The organism is Phenylobacterium sp. FG114, from assembly GCF_057809855.1.
In genome coordinates this window covers 67029-81674 of sequence record NZ_JBMDKU010000016.1, presented here as the reverse complement: position 1 = coordinate 81674, position 14646 = coordinate 67029, and the positions used below count along the sequence as shown (strand labels likewise).

The 14646-nt window shown below is 70.4% G+C and carries 15 protein-coding genes; 10 read left to right on the top strand and 5 right to left on the bottom strand.

What is annotated here, in order from left to right; genetic code table 11:
* Window positions 1-19 precede the first annotated feature (19 nt).
* A complete protein-coding gene (locus ACODSY_RS22640) occupies window positions 20-640 on the top strand; it encodes a hypothetical protein (RefSeq protein ID WP_488954159.1) in 621 nt (206 codons plus the stop codon).
* A 55-nt stretch (window positions 641-695) separates the two neighbouring features.
* Window positions 696-1505: an enoyl-CoA hydratase/isomerase family protein gene (locus ACODSY_RS22635; RefSeq protein WP_488954158.1), complete on the top strand. Its 810-nt coding sequence runs from the start codon at window positions 696-698 to the stop codon at window positions 1503-1505.
* A gap of 111 nt (window positions 1506-1616) precedes the next feature.
* Here the strand turns inward: ACODSY_RS22635 and ACODSY_RS22630 are convergent, their stop codons facing one another.
* From ACODSY_RS22630 to ACODSY_RS22620, 3 genes are read right to left on the bottom strand one after another with little or no spacing between them, the layout of a single operon-like run.
* Complete coding sequence (locus tag ACODSY_RS22630; RefSeq protein WP_488954157.1) at window positions 1617-2594, bottom strand: hypothetical protein; 978 nt, start codon at window positions 2592-2594, stop codon at window positions 1617-1619.
* Between the two features lie 4 nt (window positions 2595-2598).
* A complete protein-coding gene (locus tag ACODSY_RS22625) occupies window positions 2599-3363 on the bottom strand; it encodes an SDR family NAD(P)-dependent oxidoreductase (protein WP_488954156.1) in 765 nt (254 codons plus the stop codon).
* A 2-nt stretch (window positions 3364-3365) separates the two neighbouring features.
* On the bottom strand, window positions 3366-4178 hold the full coding sequence (locus tag ACODSY_RS22620; RefSeq protein WP_488954155.1) for an enoyl-CoA hydratase/isomerase family protein: 813 nt from the start codon (window positions 4176-4178) through the stop codon (window positions 3366-3368).
* Window positions 4179-4297: 119 nt separating this feature from the next.
* Between ACODSY_RS22620 and ACODSY_RS22615 the strand changes: the two genes are divergently transcribed.
* From ACODSY_RS22615 to ACODSY_RS22585, 7 genes are all read left to right on the top strand, one after another.
* Window positions 4298-5263, top strand: a complete 966-nt coding sequence (locus ACODSY_RS22615; protein ID WP_488954154.1) for an alpha/beta fold hydrolase — start codon at window positions 4298-4300, stop codon at window positions 5261-5263.
* A 3-nt stretch (window positions 5264-5266) separates the two neighbouring features.
* Window positions 5267-6064, top strand: coding sequence for an enoyl-CoA hydratase/isomerase family protein (locus ACODSY_RS22610; RefSeq protein ID WP_488954153.1), 798 nt, complete (start codon window positions 5267-5269; stop codon window positions 6062-6064).
* Between the two features lie 2 nt (window positions 6065-6066).
* A complete protein-coding gene (locus ACODSY_RS22605; RefSeq protein ID WP_488954152.1) occupies window positions 6067-6702 on the top strand; it encodes a glutathione S-transferase family protein in 636 nt (211 codons plus the stop codon).
* A complete protein-coding gene (locus ACODSY_RS22600; protein WP_488954151.1) occupies window positions 6699-7493 on the top strand; it encodes a glutathione S-transferase family protein in 795 nt (264 codons plus the stop codon). Before ACODSY_RS22605 ends, ACODSY_RS22600 begins: the two co-directional genes overlap by 4 nt.
* Window positions 7494-7607: 114 nt before the next feature.
* Window positions 7608-9455 carry an AMP-binding protein gene (locus tag ACODSY_RS22595; RefSeq protein ID WP_488954150.1) on the top strand — a complete coding sequence of 616 codons (1848 nt, stop codon included), beginning with the start codon at window positions 7608-7610 and terminating at the stop codon, window positions 9453-9455.
* Entirely contained in the window at window positions 9456-10367 is a 912-nt protein-coding gene (locus ACODSY_RS22590) for a glutathione S-transferase family protein (RefSeq protein WP_488954149.1), read from the top strand. It abuts the gene before it with no gap.
* Between the two features lie 13 nt (window positions 10368-10380).
* Entirely contained in the window at window positions 10381-11238 is an 858-nt protein-coding gene (locus ACODSY_RS22585; RefSeq protein WP_488954148.1) for a crotonase/enoyl-CoA hydratase family protein, read from the top strand.
* 5 nt (window positions 11239-11243) lie between these two features.
* Here ACODSY_RS22585 and ACODSY_RS22580 read toward each other — a convergent pair whose 3' ends face one another.
* Window positions 11244-11525, bottom strand: coding sequence for a hypothetical protein (locus ACODSY_RS22580; protein ID WP_488954147.1), 282 nt, complete (start codon window positions 11523-11525; stop codon window positions 11244-11246).
* A 274-nt stretch (window positions 11526-11799) separates the two neighbouring features.
* The gene (locus tag ACODSY_RS22575; RefSeq protein ID WP_488954146.1) at window positions 11800-12540 is read right to left on the bottom strand and encodes an SDR family oxidoreductase; all 741 of its coding nucleotides are present in this window, start codon (window positions 12538-12540) and stop codon (window positions 11800-11802) included.
* A gap of 63 nt (window positions 12541-12603) precedes the next feature.
* Here ACODSY_RS22575 and ACODSY_RS22570 point away from each other — a divergent pair, with 63 nt between their 5' ends.
* Window positions 12604-14610 (top strand): TonB-dependent receptor, encoded by a 2007-nt coding sequence (locus tag ACODSY_RS22570; RefSeq protein ID WP_488954145.1) that lies wholly within the window; start codon window positions 12604-12606, stop codon window positions 14608-14610.
* Window positions 14611-14646 lie beyond the last annotated feature (36 nt).

Genomic DNA, 14646 nt, shown 5'->3' with positions numbered 1-14646 from the left:
TGCTAGGCGAACCAGCGCCATGCGAACGCTTGCCCTTGCCCTGCTGCTGACCCTTCCCGCCGTGGCGGCCCACGCCGATCCGGTGCAGGAGGCGCGTTCCGCGACGGGCGCCTGCCTGGCCGCGGTGATCGACGCCGCGCCGGTCGAGGACATCGACGGCGATGACGTGACGATCCGCCGTGGCAAGGACCCGGTAAGCTGCACCGTGCGCGTCACGGCTGGCGAGCCGGTTCAGGTGCAGGACGCGGTGCAGGCGGCGATCAAGCGGCGGGCCGAGCTCTTCACGCCGGCCAAGACGCGGTGGGAGGCCGGCGACTGGGCCTTCCGCGAGACGTTCTGCAACATCCCGGGGCGTCGGGCGCTGGCGGTGTTCATCAGCACCAACAAGCCGGGCTTCCAGCCTGTGCTGACGGCGACCGTGTTCGAAGCCGCCAAGCGCGACGAACGGTGCGACCGTGACCTCGGCGTGCAGACGGTGGCCGCGGCGGACGCGCCCGAGCCCGCGGCCGCGGCCGCGCCCATCGCGACGGCGCAGGCGAGCCCGCCGGTGGTCGAGCTGCCGCCCCAGGCGCCGAAGGCCAAGAAGAAGAGCCTGCGCGACCGCGTCCCCACCTTCGGCCTGGGCAAGAAGAAGGGCTAGGCCGGATCGCGGCCCCCGTTCCAAGATGCGGCCAAATCCCGGGGGGGAGGCGAGCGTGGCCGACAGACTTTTCGACACCGAGTGGCGGACGATCCGCGTCGGACGGCGGGACCAGACCGTCGAGGTGACGCTGGCGCGGCCCGAAGCGCGCAACGCGCTGAACGGCGAGCTGATGGAGGAGCTGACCGAGGTCGCCGGCCTGCTGCGGCTGCGGACCGACGTGCGGGCGGTGATCCTGACGGGGAACGAGGCCTATTTCTCGGCGGGGGCCGACCTGTCGGCCAGCCAGGCGCGCACCGGCCTGCCGCTGATGGAGAGTCGCCGGGCGGTGATGGCGGGGCCGGACATGTGCCGGGCCTGGAACGAGATCGAGGCGGTCACCATCGCGGCCATCGAGGGCTATTGCATCGGCGGCGGGGCGGCGCTGGTGCTGTCGTGCGACTTCCGGGTGATGGGCGAGGGCGCCTACCTGCGCCTGCCGGAGGTTCCGCTGGGCATGAACATGAGCTGGCGCAGCATCCCCAAGATCGCCGCCCTCGTGGGGCCATCCCGGGCCAAGCAGTTCGTGATGTTCGGCGAGGCCGTGGACACCGCGAAATGCCTGGACTGGGGCTTCGCGGACGAGGCCGTCGCGACGGGTGGCGCGCTGACGGCGGCGCGCCGCTGGGCCGACAAGGTGGCCGCCTTGCCGCCGCTGCCGGTGCGCATGACCAAGGAGGCGGTGAACGCCGTCGCCGGGGCGACGGCGCAGGCCTCGATCTACATGGACCGCGACCAGTTCCTGCTGGCGACCTCGGGCCAGGACTACCGCGAGGGGATTGCGGCGTTCCGGGAGAAGCGGCCCGGCAAGTTCACCGGCGCCTAGTCGAGGGCGACCCGCCGCCGACGGAGCATCGCACCGCTGGCTCGACTTGGTGCGTCGGGTTGCGCGGTTGGATCCGCCGGTGCGGCCCGCCCGAATCCCGGAGTCGGCCCGCTACTTCGCGGCCTTCGCCGCACCCGCGTCGCGCTCCTGCTGCCGCGCGCCCGCCAGGATGTTGGGCAGGGAATAGTTCCCCTCGTGGCAGGCGAACTCGAACATGGGCGCGTCGGTGGCGATGAACAGCAGCTCGCCGCGCCAGGGCTGGGTGTAGGTGGCCGGATCATCGACGACATAGGCGTAAGTGATCTCGCCCGGACCGGTGCGGGTGAAGCGTTCGACGATGCGGGCGGCGGGCGACAGCTTGATCCAGTCGCCGGCGTTCCAGCGCCAGCCGTCCTTGGGGCTGAGGTTGGTGGTCTCGACCACGAGCGTCTCGCCCTCCCACCGGCCGACCGGGTCGCCCATCCAGGGTCGGACGGCCGGCGGCAGGCGCGCGCCGCCGAGGCGGATGATCCGCGCCTCGTGGTTCATCTCGCCGAAGATCACCACGCTGTCGCGCGTCTGGACGATCTTGAAGTGGTCGCGGTTCATGATGGGCGGCGCCACGCCGCCACCGCCACCCAGCAGGCAGCGCTCGTCGAACGGGCGGCCCTCGGGATCGTCGTAGGCCAACTCGTCCTTCAGCGCCTTCTCGGCGGCGGCGCGCGCCTGCGGCGTGTAGGGCAACCGCCCGTCGGCCGGATCGACAATCTGGGAACTGCGGATCTCGCCGCGGATGCGGGCCAGGCCGCGCGGACGATCGAACCGGTCGTCGTCCTCCACCTTGTCGAGCTCGGGGGCCGGGGCGTTGGGATCGACGTCCCCCACCACCCTCTCGTAGCGCTGATACCGCTTGGCCTCATGCGCGGCGGCTTCCTCGGGCGTGGCGACGAGGCCCGCGAAGCCCTTGGGCCGCTGGAGCATGGTCATGGAGTCGTTGTCCCAAACCCCCTGCAGGTCCGGTGCGCCATCGGCCGTGCGCGGCGGCCGGTAGGTCTGCGCCTGGGCCGGCGCGGAGAACAGGAGCGCGAGCAGGAGGCCACGGCCAATCATGGCCCTAGGCGTTGCGCGCCATCAGGCCCCCGTCAACGGGAATGGTCGTCCCGGTGATGTAGGACGCCGCCGGAAGGCAGAGGCTGAGCGTCATGTGGGCGACTTCCTCCGGGCGACCGTAGCGGCGCATGGCCGTGCGGCGCTTGGCGAACACCTGCTTGTCCTCGTCGGGCACGCCGGCCGTCATGCCGGTGAGGATGGGACCGGGACAGATGCAGTTGACGGTGATCCCCTCCGGACCCAGTTCGACGGCCAGGGCGCGGGTCAGGCCGGTGACGCCGGCCTTGGCCGCGGCGTAGGGGCTATCGCGGCTGGTGGCCCCCAGGGCCTCGGTGGAGGCGATGTTGACGATGCGCGGCGAGGCGGACTTGCGCAGGTGGGGCAGGGCGGCGCGCACCAGCCGCTGCTGGGCGGTGAGCAGGATCGACAGCGACCGGGCCCAGACCTCGTCGTAGGGCTCGGCGTCGATGGGGCAGAAGGCGGAGATGCCGGCGTTGTTGACCAGCGCGTCGAGACTGCCGAAGCGCGCGGCGACCTGATCGGTCACCGTCTTGATGGCGGCGGCATCCGAAACATCCAGCGCCCAGGCCTCGGCCGAGAAGCCGCGGTGGACCAGGTCGTCGGCCACCTCGCGCACGCTCTCGACGGCGATGTCTGTGCAGGCGACGTGGGCGCCCTCCGCGGCGAACACCTCGGCGGTGGCGCGGCCCATGCCGCTGGCGGCGCCGGTGATCAGGACGGTCAGGCCCGCGACGGATCGGCTGCTCATGCTCAACGCCCCTGGAAGACCGGTTGGCGCTTCTCGAGGAAGCTGGCGACGCCTTCCCTGTGGTCTTCGGTCTGCATCAGGAGGCGGATCTTCTCGATGGCCCAGGCCCCGATCTCACGTGGGTCGCCATGGGCGTAGCGGGTAAGGCCGGCCTTGAGGTGGCGCACGGCCAGCGGCGGATTGGCGGCGATGCGGCCGGCGAGGGCGCGGGCGGCGGGCATCAGCTCGCCGTGGGCGGTCACCTGGCTGACCAGTCCAATGCGCAGGGCCTCCGCCGCGTCGAACACATCCCCGGTGAACAGCAGCTCGGCCGCCTTGGCGGGGCCGACGATGGCGGGCAGGCGATAGAAGCCGCCCACGTCGCAGACCAGGCCGCGCTTGACGAACAGCTCGCCGAACTTGGCCTTCTCCGACGCGAGGCGGATGTCCGCGAACAACGCCAACTCCATGCCCCAGCCGACGGCCGCGCCGTTGACCGCGGCGATCACCGGCTTGTCGCATTCCAGCACCGCGATGGCGGCGGGGGTGGCCTGATAGGTGACGGGCAGCGACCGCTTCGAGACCGGCTTCGGCCCGGCCATGATCTCGCCGACGTCGTCGCCGGAGCAGAAGGCGGGATCGGCGCCGGTGACGACGATGCAGCGCACCTCGTCGTCGGCGGTGGCGAGGCGGAACGCCTGCTCCAGCTCGTCATAGGCCTGGTAATTCAGGGCGTTGCGTCGCTCCGGCCGATCCAGGACCACGGTCGCGACGTGATGCTCCAGCGTGCAGCGGACGTGCGCGAACCCGGCGCTCTTCTCGACCAGCGAGACCATGGCGCTCCTCCCTTTTGCGCATGCTTGCACGCCCGGAAAGGCGGTCAACCGTGACGCACGGTCAGCCTTGCCACTGCTCGGCGACGGGAGAACATGGGCCAAACGATACGGGGAAACGCATGCCGGAATTCCGGACCATCGACACGGGGCGCGCCAAGCTGCGGGCGGCGGTGGAGGGCGAGGGGCCGTTGGTGGTCATGGTCCACGGCTTTCCCGAGAGCTGGTACTCGTGGCGCCACCAGATCGGGCCGATCGCCAAGGCCGGCTACCAGGTGGCGGCGCTGGACGTTCGCGGCTACGGCGGCTCGGACAAGCCCAAGGACGTCGCTGCCTATTCCATGCAGGAACTGACCGGCGACGTCGCCGGGGTGGTCGAGGCGATGGCGCCGGGCGACAAGGCGATCCTGATCGGTCACGACTGGGGCGCGCCCATCGTCTGGAACACGGCGCTGACCCGGCCCGACGTGATCTCGGCCGTCGCGGGCCTGTCGGTGCCGTACAGCGGCGTGCCGAAGCGGCCGTTCACCGAGATCTTCACCGAGCTGTTCACAAGCAAGGGCCACTTCTTCTACCAGGCTTGGTTCCAGGACGTGGGGCCACCGGAAGCGGAGGCCGAGGCCGACGTCCGCGACTTCCTGCGCAAGTTCTACTTCGGCATCGCAGGCGAGGCGCCCGACGGCTCGTGGCCGCAGAAGAAGCACGGGGCCTCGATGCTGGAAGGCATGGTGGACCCGAAGGTGTTCCCCGCCTGGCTGACCGACGCCGACCTCGACTACTACGTGGCGGAGTTCGAGCGCTCGGGGTTCTTCGGGCCGATCAGCCGCTACCGGAACCACGAGCGCGACTTCGAGTGGCTGCAGGCGTTCAAGGACCGCAAGATCGAGCAGCCCAGCCTGCTGATCGGCGGCGACCGCGACCCCGCCTTCAACGGCTTCGGTCGTATCCCCGACCCCTCGGCCATGATGCGCGAGCACGTCACCGACCTGCGCGGTTCGCACGTGCTGCCGGGCGTCGGGCACTGGACCCAGCAGGAGCGGCCCGCCGAGGTGACCGCGATCCTGCTCGACTGGCTGAAAGGACTTTAGGCGATGGCCGATCTGGAACTGCGCCAGGAGGGCGAGGTCGTCTGGGCGACCATGAACCGGCCCGACCGGCTGAACGCGCTGTCCCGCAACCTGGTGACGGAGTTGCGGGAGTTCTTCGTCGACCTCTACTGGCGGCGCGACGTGCGCGTGGTGGTGCTGCAGGGGGCGGGCGCCGCCTTTTGCGCCGGGCTGGACCTGAAGGAGCGCGGCGATCCGCAGGGCTCGCGGTCCATCGGGGCCGGCCTGACGCGGCAGCGCGAGATCAGCGAGATCGTCATCGCCATGCGGCGCTGCCCGCAGCCGATCGTCGCCTGCGTGAACGGCGCGGCGGCCGGCGGCGGCTTCGCCCTGGCGCTGGCGTCGGACGTGCGGATCGCGACGCCGAAGATGCGGATGAACGCCGCCTTCATCCGCATCGGCCTCTCGGCCTGCGACATCGGGGTGAGCTATTTCCTGCCGCGCATGGTCGGGTCTTCGGTGGCGGCGGAATACATGCTGACCGGCCGGTTCATCGACGCCGAACGGGCCTATCAGCTGGGCCTGGTCAGCCGGATCGTGCAGCCGGACCAGCTCGAGGCCGAGGCCCGGGGCTTCGTCGACGACATGCTGCACGCCACACCGCTGGGCCTGCGCCTGACCAAGGAGGCGCTGAACCACGCCATCGACGCCCAGGGGCTGGAGGCGGCCATCGCCATGGAGGACCGCAATCAGATCCTGGCCAGCTCGGACGGCGATTTCCAGGAGGGGGTGCAGGCGTTCCTGGAGAAACGGCGGCCGCAGTACACGCGACGCGAGGGGTGACGATGATCGAGCTGTGGCACTGCCCGGACGCGCGGTCATTCCGGCCTTTGTGGGCGCTGGAGGAACTGGGACTTCCGTACGAGCTGCACCTGCTGCCGTTCCCGCCCCGGGTGCGCGAACCCGCCTATCTGGAGATCAACCCGCTGGGAACGATCCCGGCCATGAAGGACGGCGAGACCTTCATGACCGAGAGCGCGGCCATCGTGCAGTACCTCGTGACCCGCTACGGGCCGAGCGACCTGGCCGTGGCGGCGGACGATCCAGCCTATGGCGCTTGGTTGAACTGGCTGCATTTCGGCGAGGCGACGCTGACCTTCCCGCAGACGCTGGTGCTGCGCTACCGCCAGTTCGAGCCGGGCAAGGCCGAGGTGGTGGCCGACGACTACGCCAAGTGGTTCCTCAGCCGCCTCCGGCACGTGGATCGGGCGCTGGAGAACGGCGACTGGCTCTGCGCCGGTCGGTTCACGGCGGCTGATATTTCCGTGGGTTACGCGCTGCTGCTCGCACGACAGCTCAAGCTGGACGAGCGGTTCTCGCCCGCGATCAAGACCTATTGGGAAAGGCTTGTGGCCCGCCCAGGCTTCCAGGCCGCCAAGCGCGCCCAGAAGATGGATTTCGACGAGATGATGCGCACATGATCACGCTCTACGACCACCCGCTCTCGCCCTACGCCCAGAAGGTCAAGATCGCGCTGCGCGAGAAGGGCCTGGCCTATAAGGCGCCCATGCCGGGCGGGCTGGGCGCCGGCGGCGCGGCGGGGCCATTCGTCGAGGCCAGTCCCCGCGCGGAGGTGCCGGCGCTGGTGGATGGAGATGTCCGGGTCTTCGATTCCACCATCATCCTGGAGTACCTCGACGACGCCTATCCGGAGCCGGCGATGCGGCCCCCCTCCGCCGCCGACCGCGCCCGTGTCCGGATGCTGGAGGAGGTGATGGACACCCACTTCGAGGCGATCAACTGGGGACTCTCGGAGATCCGCTGGTTCCGCCGAGCGGAGGGGGCCCAGGCCGAGGCGATGTTCGTCGCTGCCCGCCAGCAGACCGAGGGCTTCTTCGCCTGGCTGGAAAAGCAGCTCGGCGACCGAGAGTGGTTCAACGGCGAGACGTTCGGCTGGGGCGACCTGTCGGTGGTCCCCTACCTCAACGGCTCGGTGGGACATGGCGTCCCGCCGGCAGAAGGCTCGAAGCTGGCGGCCTGGCTGGCGCGGGCCAACGCCCGGCCCTCGGTGGCCGCCTGCGCCGCCGACATCGCCGCGCTGAACGCCTCGGGCGCCACCATGCCGAACGTGGCCGAGCTGGTGGAAAAGGGCCTCTTCAAGCGCGAATACCGCGACCACCGCCTGGAGTGGATGATCAAGTCCGGCGGGGTGGACGTGGTGCTGAAGGGCCTGGAACGCGACAACATCCGCTTCGCGCCGGCCTTCGGCTAGGCGACGGACCGGTCTCGTTGGGGAACCCTCACGCCTGCTTGACGTGGCGTCCCGGTTGCAGGCCCCGGCGGCTGGCGTAGGGTCTTGCGAACAACGAAAACCGGGAGGACGGGCATGAGCCCCGCCGACGATCAGGGCGCCGCCGCCGCGACGCTGCCGCCGTTCAAGGCTCTTCCTCAGAAGCAGCCAGACGTAACCGTCGAGAAGACCGCGGACGGGACCTACTATGTCCGCTCGAACCACCCGCCGGCGGCGGGGCCGCGGTCGATCGCCCACCTGCTGGCCGAGAAGGCCGCGGCGCATCCCGACCGGCCCTACATCCTGCAGCGCGAGCCTGGGCACGGGCCCTGGCGTGGGGTCACCTACGGCGAGGCCAAGCGCGCCGCGGACGGCATCGCCCAGTGGCTCCTGAGCCAGGGACTGACGGGCGCCGACAGCGTGATGGTGCTGTCGGCCAACTCGGTCGAGCACGCGCTGGTCATGCTGGGCTGTTACACCGCGGGCGTGCCGATCGCGCCGATCAGCCCGGCCTACAGCCTGATCTCCACCGACCACGCCAAGCTGAAGCACTGCTTCGCCACGGTGAAGCCGCGCGTGGTGTTCGCCCAGAACAGCGACATGTTCGCGCGCGCCTTCGAGACGCTGAGGGCGATCGACCCGTCGCTGCGGTTCGTGACCGTCGACGGCGGGAATGGGACGACGCCGCTGGCCGAGCTCACGGCGACCGAGCCGACGCCGGCCGTCGAGGCGGCGCGCGAGACGCTGAACCATTCGACGGTGGCCAAGTACCTGTTCACGTCGGGGTCGACCGGCATGCCCAAGGGCGTGCCGCAGACCCACGGCATGTTCGCGGGCGTGATCGCCGGCACCGAGGGGTTGCGCGACGAGCCGGCCGATCCCGACGCCATCCCCCAGGCGCTGGAGTGGATGCCCTGGAGCCACATCTCGGCGGGGAACATCGGGTTCAACGGCGCCATGTGGAACGGCGCGACGCTGCACCTGGACGAGGGCAAGCCGATCCCCGGCATGTTCGAGACCACGATCAAGAACCTCTATGAGATCTCGCCCATGGTCTTCGGGTCGGCGCCGGTGGCCTTCGGCATGCTGGTCGAGGCGATGGAGCGCGATCCCGTCCTGCGGGCCAGCTTCTTCAAGAACATGCGCAGCATGGGCTACGGCGGCGCGACGCTGTCCAGCGACGTGTCGGACCGGCTGCAGGCGCTGGCCATCGCCGAGACCGGCTACCGCATCCCGCTGACCACCATGTACGGCGCGACGGAGACGCAGGGGATCACCGTGGTCCACTGGATCACCGAGCTTGTGGGCCTGATCGGCCTGCCGCTGCCCGGGATCACGCTGAAGCTCGTGCCGAACGGTTCGAAGCTGGAGGTCCGCGTGAAGGGGCCGACGGTCACGACCGGCTATCACAACGACCCCGAGAAGACGAAGGCCGCCTTCGACGAGGAAGGCTTCTACAAGCTGGGCGACGCCTGCCGGTTCCTGGACCCGGAGCAGCCGGAGTTGGGCCTGGTGTTCGACGGCCGGGTCACCGAGGACTTCAAGCTGGACTCGGGCACCTGGGTCTCGGTCGGCACGCTGCGGCCCGACCTCGTCGCCGCCTGCACGCCCTACGCCTTCGACATGGTGATCGCCGGGCAGGACAAGCCGTTCGCCGGCGCGCTGGTCTGGCCGTCGCCGGCGGCGATGCCGACCCTGGGCGACAACCCGGTCGAGAAGCTGAAGGAGGTGCTGCGGGCCCGCATCGCCGAGTTCAACGCCACGGCCGGCGGGTCGTCGCGCCGCATCGGCCGGTTCGTCTTGATGCTGGAGCCGCCGTCGATCGACGCGGGCGAGATCACCGACAAGGGCTATGTGAACCAGCGCGCCACGCTGGAGCGACGCCACGCCCTGGTCGAGGCGCTGTACGCCAATCCGCCCGGCGTGGGCGTGGTGGTGGTCTAGATGCCGGCGCCCGAGATCATCCTCCACCACTACGACACCTCTCCGTTTTCGGAGAAGGTGCGCCTCATGTTCGGGATCAAAGGGCTCGGCTGGCGCTCGGTGATCCAGCCGGTGATCATGCCCAAGCCCGACCTGATCCCGCTGACCGGCGGCTATCGGCGCATCCCGGTGATGCAGATCGGGGCCGATATCTATTGCGACACCCAGGTGATCCTGGCGGAGATCGAGGCGCGGCATCCGGCGCCGAAGGTGGTGGCCGGCGCCGACTGGGCGGTGAACCTCTGGGCCGACCGGCTATGGTTCCAGGCCAGCGTGGCGGTGATCTTCGCCGAGATGGGTGACTTGGTCCCCAAGGAGTTCATCGCCGACCGCGAGAAGCTGTCGGGCCGGCCGTTCGACGTGGGCGCGATGAAGGCCGCGGCGCCGTTCATGCGCCAGCAGTGGCGCGCCTACGCGGGCTGGCTCGAGGACGGGCTGTCCGGCGACTTCCTGGGCGGTAAAACGCCGTCGCTGGCCGACGTGGCGGCGTGGATGAACGTCTGGTGGCTCGGCGCCGCCTCTCCGAAGGTCGCCGACGAGCTACTGACAGGCCTGCCGCGCGTCCAGGCCTGGCGCGACCGCCTGAAGGCGGTCGGTCACGGCGAGCGCACGGAGATGAAGCCGGCCGAGGCTTTGCAGGCGGCGATGACCAGCGAGCCCGTGGATGCCGGGATCTGCACGGCCGGCGACCCGTCCGGCCTGAAGCGGGGCGATGCGGTGGTCGTCCAGGCCGACGACTACGGGCGCGACCCCGTGGAGGGCGTGCTGGTGAACCTGACCCACGACCGCGTCACCCTGGCCCGCGAATGCGGCGAGCTGGACGTGGTGCATGTGCATTTCCCGCGCGCCGGCTACGTGCTCGCGAAGCGGTAGGAGGAGACCTCAGATGAACGACCGTGTGACGGTGGATATCCAGGGCGGCGTCGCCGACGTGCGTCTGGTTCGGGCCGACAAGATGAACGCCCTGGACAACGCCATGTTCGAGGCCCTGATCCAGACCGGCGAACGGCTGAAGGGCGAGGCAGGGTTGCGTGCGGTGGTCCTGTCGGGCGAGGGCCGCGCGTTCTGCGCCGGCCTCGACATGGGCAACTTCTCGCAGATGGCGTCGGGGACGCGTGAGCGGGGGCAGGGCACGACCGGCGCCCTGGTCACCGCCAACCGCACGCCGGGTGGTTCGAACCGCGCCCAGCATGCGGTGATGGTCTGGCGCGAGATCCCCGTGCCGGTGATCGCCGCGGTGCACGGCGTGGCGTTCGGCGGCGGCTTCCAGCTCGCCTGCGGTCCCGACATGCGCTTCGTGGCGCCCGACACCAAGATGTCGGTGATGGAGATCAAGTGGGGGCTGGTGCCGGACATGGCCGGCCTGGTCCTGATGCGCCAACTGGTCCGCGACGACATCGCGCGCGAGCTGACCTATTCGGGCCGGGTCTTCTCCGGCGAAGAGGCGCATCAACTGGGCTTCGTCACCCGCCTGACCGCCGACCCGCGGGCCGAGGCGCTGGCGTTCGCGAAGGACGTGGCGGGGAAGAACCCGCATGCGATCCGCGGGGCCAAGCGGCTGCTGAACCTGGCGGCGGAGGCCGATCAGCGCGAGGTGTTGATGGAAGAGAGCCGCGAGCAGACCGCGCTCATCGGGTCGCCGAACCAGATCGAGGCGGTGATGAGCAATATGCAGAAGCGCGCGCCGAACTTCGCCGAGGCCGAGGTCGAGACCCCGGCTCCGGTTCCGTTCGGCGCAAGCTGAAAGGCTTAGCGCGAGGCCAGCGTGATGCCGGCGGCCGCGGCCAGGGCCGGGTCGTTGGCGCGCGCCACGGCGTCGGCCACGGCGTGCTTGAAGCACGAGGCGTACATTTCGCGCGGGAACGAGGCGCCCACGACGGCCTGGCTGCAGACCTTCTTGGCGGCCTTCGAGATGTCGGCGTGCAGTTGCGCGGTGGTCTTGCCGGCGACGGCGACCTTCATCGACTGAGCGCTGGCGGGGGCGGCGACGAGCATTGCGGCCGCGGCGGCGATGGTCAGGGTACGGATCATGGCGTTTGTTTCCGGGACAAGGGTTGAGCCAACCCCTTTCCAGCGTTCCTCTCAGCGGGCCGGGAGTACTGACGCTCACCGTGTCTGCCGCCGATGGCCCATAGATTCCCGGAGGTTTCCCCTGACGCAAGCGTTAAGTTGCTGCGCCGCAGCAACAATGGTGCAATGCAAAGAGAACGGCGTTAAGTTATCGGCATTCTCCTCTCGGGGAGCCGTTAATTTGTGCAGCGCTCCACGGCGCAGCTTGCGACGCCCTGTCGCGGCCTTGCGCGGCTCAGCCCCGCCCCACGAACGGCATCTGAGTCGCCATCACCGTCATGAACTGGACGTTGGCCGACAGCGGCAGCCCCGCCATGTAGGCCACGGCGTCAGCGACCGCCTGGACGTCCATCGTGGGCTCGACCTTGAGCGAGCCGTCGGGCTGCGGCACGCCCCTGGCCATGGCGCGGGTCATGTCGGTGGCGGCGTTCCCGATGTCGATCTGGCCGCAGGCGATGTCGTAGGCGCGGCCGTCCAGCGAGGTCGAGCGGGTCAGGCCGGTGATCGCGTGCTTGGTGGCGGTGTAGGCGATGGACCGCGGCCGCGGCGCGTGCGCCGAGATCGAGCCGTTGTTGACGATCCGCCCGCCGCGCGGGTCCTGATCCTTCATGATACGGAACGCGGCGCGGGTGCAGAGAAAGGCGCCGGTCAGGTTCACGTCGACCACGCGGCGCCAGTGTTCGAGGGAATGGTCCTCGAGCGGCGTGGGAGGCGCGCCGGTCCCTGCGTTGTTGAACAGCAGGTCCAGGCGGCCGAAGCGGGCCTTCGTCGCCTCGAACAGGGCGTCCACCGAGGCCTCGTCCGCGACATCCGTGGGATGGACCAGCGTCTCGCCACCCGCCAGCCTGGCTGTTTCCTCCAAGACATCGGGGCGGCGCCCGGCGAGTGTAACGCTCCACCCCAAACGAACGAGCGTCGAGGACACCGCCCGGCCGATCCCGCTGCCCGCACCCGTGACGATGGCGACCTTGGCCATTGCGCTCTTCCTCCCGCCTGACTAGCCCTCGCGGCGTTCGCCGCTTCACACGCACGAGTCAACATGCCCGATATGCCGCCCCCGCCCGCTTCGGAAGTCGAGATCGTGGTGGTCCATCCCCCGCGGCTGGCGCCGCTCGGGGGCGAGGCCGCCTTCAGCGCGGTGCAGATCGGCCCCGAGGTGCTCAGGAACGAACCCCGGCTGGACGAGGCGCTGAAGACCGCTCCTGGCGTCTCGCTATTCCGCAGAACCGGATCGGGCGCCGCCAATCCCACCACCCAGGGCCTGTCGCTGCGCGCCATCGCGCCCTCGGGGGCCGGCCGGGCGCTGGTGACGCTGGATGGCGCGCCGCAGAACGACCCGTTCGGCGGCTGGGTGATCTGGAGCGGCTTGCCCTCCGAAGGCATCGAAGGCGCCACGGTCGTACGCGGCGCGGGTGCGGGACCGTACGGCGCAGGCGCGCTGACCGGGGTGGTGGCGCTGCAGGAACGCGCCACGCCGGACGGCCTGGCCGTGGCCGACGTCTCCGGCGGCGAGCGGGATAGCTATCGGGCCGCCGTGGTGGCGGGCCTCCCGGGCCTGCTGGTGACGGCGGCCGGCTCGCGGACCGACGGATATTATGCCGTGCGCGGTCCGCGGCGCGGCGCGGCCGATGCCCGGCTGAGGCTTGACGACGCCTCGGTGGCGGTGCGGCTGCAGCGCGAGATCTCCGGCGTCCAGGTGGCGCTGCGACTCTCGGCCTTCCAGGTGAACCAGGAGGCGGGGCTGGTCGGCGCGCGGTCGAACACCACGGGTCAGTCGGCGACGCTGACCCTGGCCCAGCCGGCGTCCGAGGGCGTGGGCGGCTGGCGGCTGCAAGGCTGGGTGCGCAAGAGCGACCTGGAGAACAGTTCGGTGGCCGTCGCGCCCGGCCGCGTCGGGACCACCCCCGCGAACGACCAATACAACACCCCGGCCACGGGCTACGGCCTGAACGCCGCCTGGCAGGGCAGGGCCGGGGCGGTCAACTGGGAGGTAGGCGCCGACGTGCGCCTGACCGACGGGACAGAGCACGAGCGGTTCCGGTTCATGAACGGCGCCTTCACGCGAGACCGCGAGGCCGGGGGCAAGACCCTGGTGGCCGGCGCCTATGTCGAGGCCGCGCTGGACCAGGGGCCCTGGCTGCTGACCGGCGGCGTGCGGATCGACCGCAGCCGCGCCTATGACGCCATGCGGGTCGAGCGCGACACCGCGAGCGGCGCCGTCACCCTGGACTCCTCGGCCCCCAACCGCTCGGACACGACGCCGACCGGGCGCGTCGGCGTGCGCTACGCGGTGAGCGAAGGCCTCTACCTGCGCACGGCGGCCTATGCCGGCTTCCGGGCGCCGACGCTGAACGAACTGCACCGACCGTTCCGGGTGGGGAACGACATCACCGAGGCCAATCCGACGCTGAAGCCCGAGACGCTGCAGGGCGTTGAAGCGGGCCTTGGGGGGAACGCCGGCTCGGTCCGCTGGTCGGCCGACGTGTTCTGGAACCGACTGAAGGACCCGATCACCAACGTCACCATCGGCGTCGGGCCGGGGACCTTCCCGCTGGCGGGGTTCGTGCCCGCGGGCGGCACGCTGCGCCAGCGGCAGAACGCCGGCGAGATCGAGGCCTGGGGTCTGGAAGGCGAGGCCTCGGGCGATATCGTCGCCGCACTGTCGTGGCGCGCGGCGGCAGCCTACACCGACGCCGAGGTGCACGGCGGGAAGGCGGCGCCGCAACTCACCGGCCTGCGGCCCGCGCAGACGCCGAAGTGGACCGTCACCGGCGGCCTCGACTTCCGGCCCAGCGACGCCGTGAGCCTCACGACCGACGTTCGCTACGAGAGCGGACGCTGGGAGGACGACCTGAACAGCCGCCGCCTGTCGGACGGGGTGCTGGTGGACGCGCGCGCCACCTGGCGGTTCACCGGGAACGCCGAGGTCTATCTGGCGGCGGAGAACCTGACGGACCGCAAGCTGGAGGTGGGCGAGACCGCGGATGGAGTGGAGAGTTACTCCGCGCCCCGAACCTTCCGGATCGGCTTCACCTACCGACATTGATCAAGGCGCGGGCCGTTCTTCGGCCCCAGCGTTGAG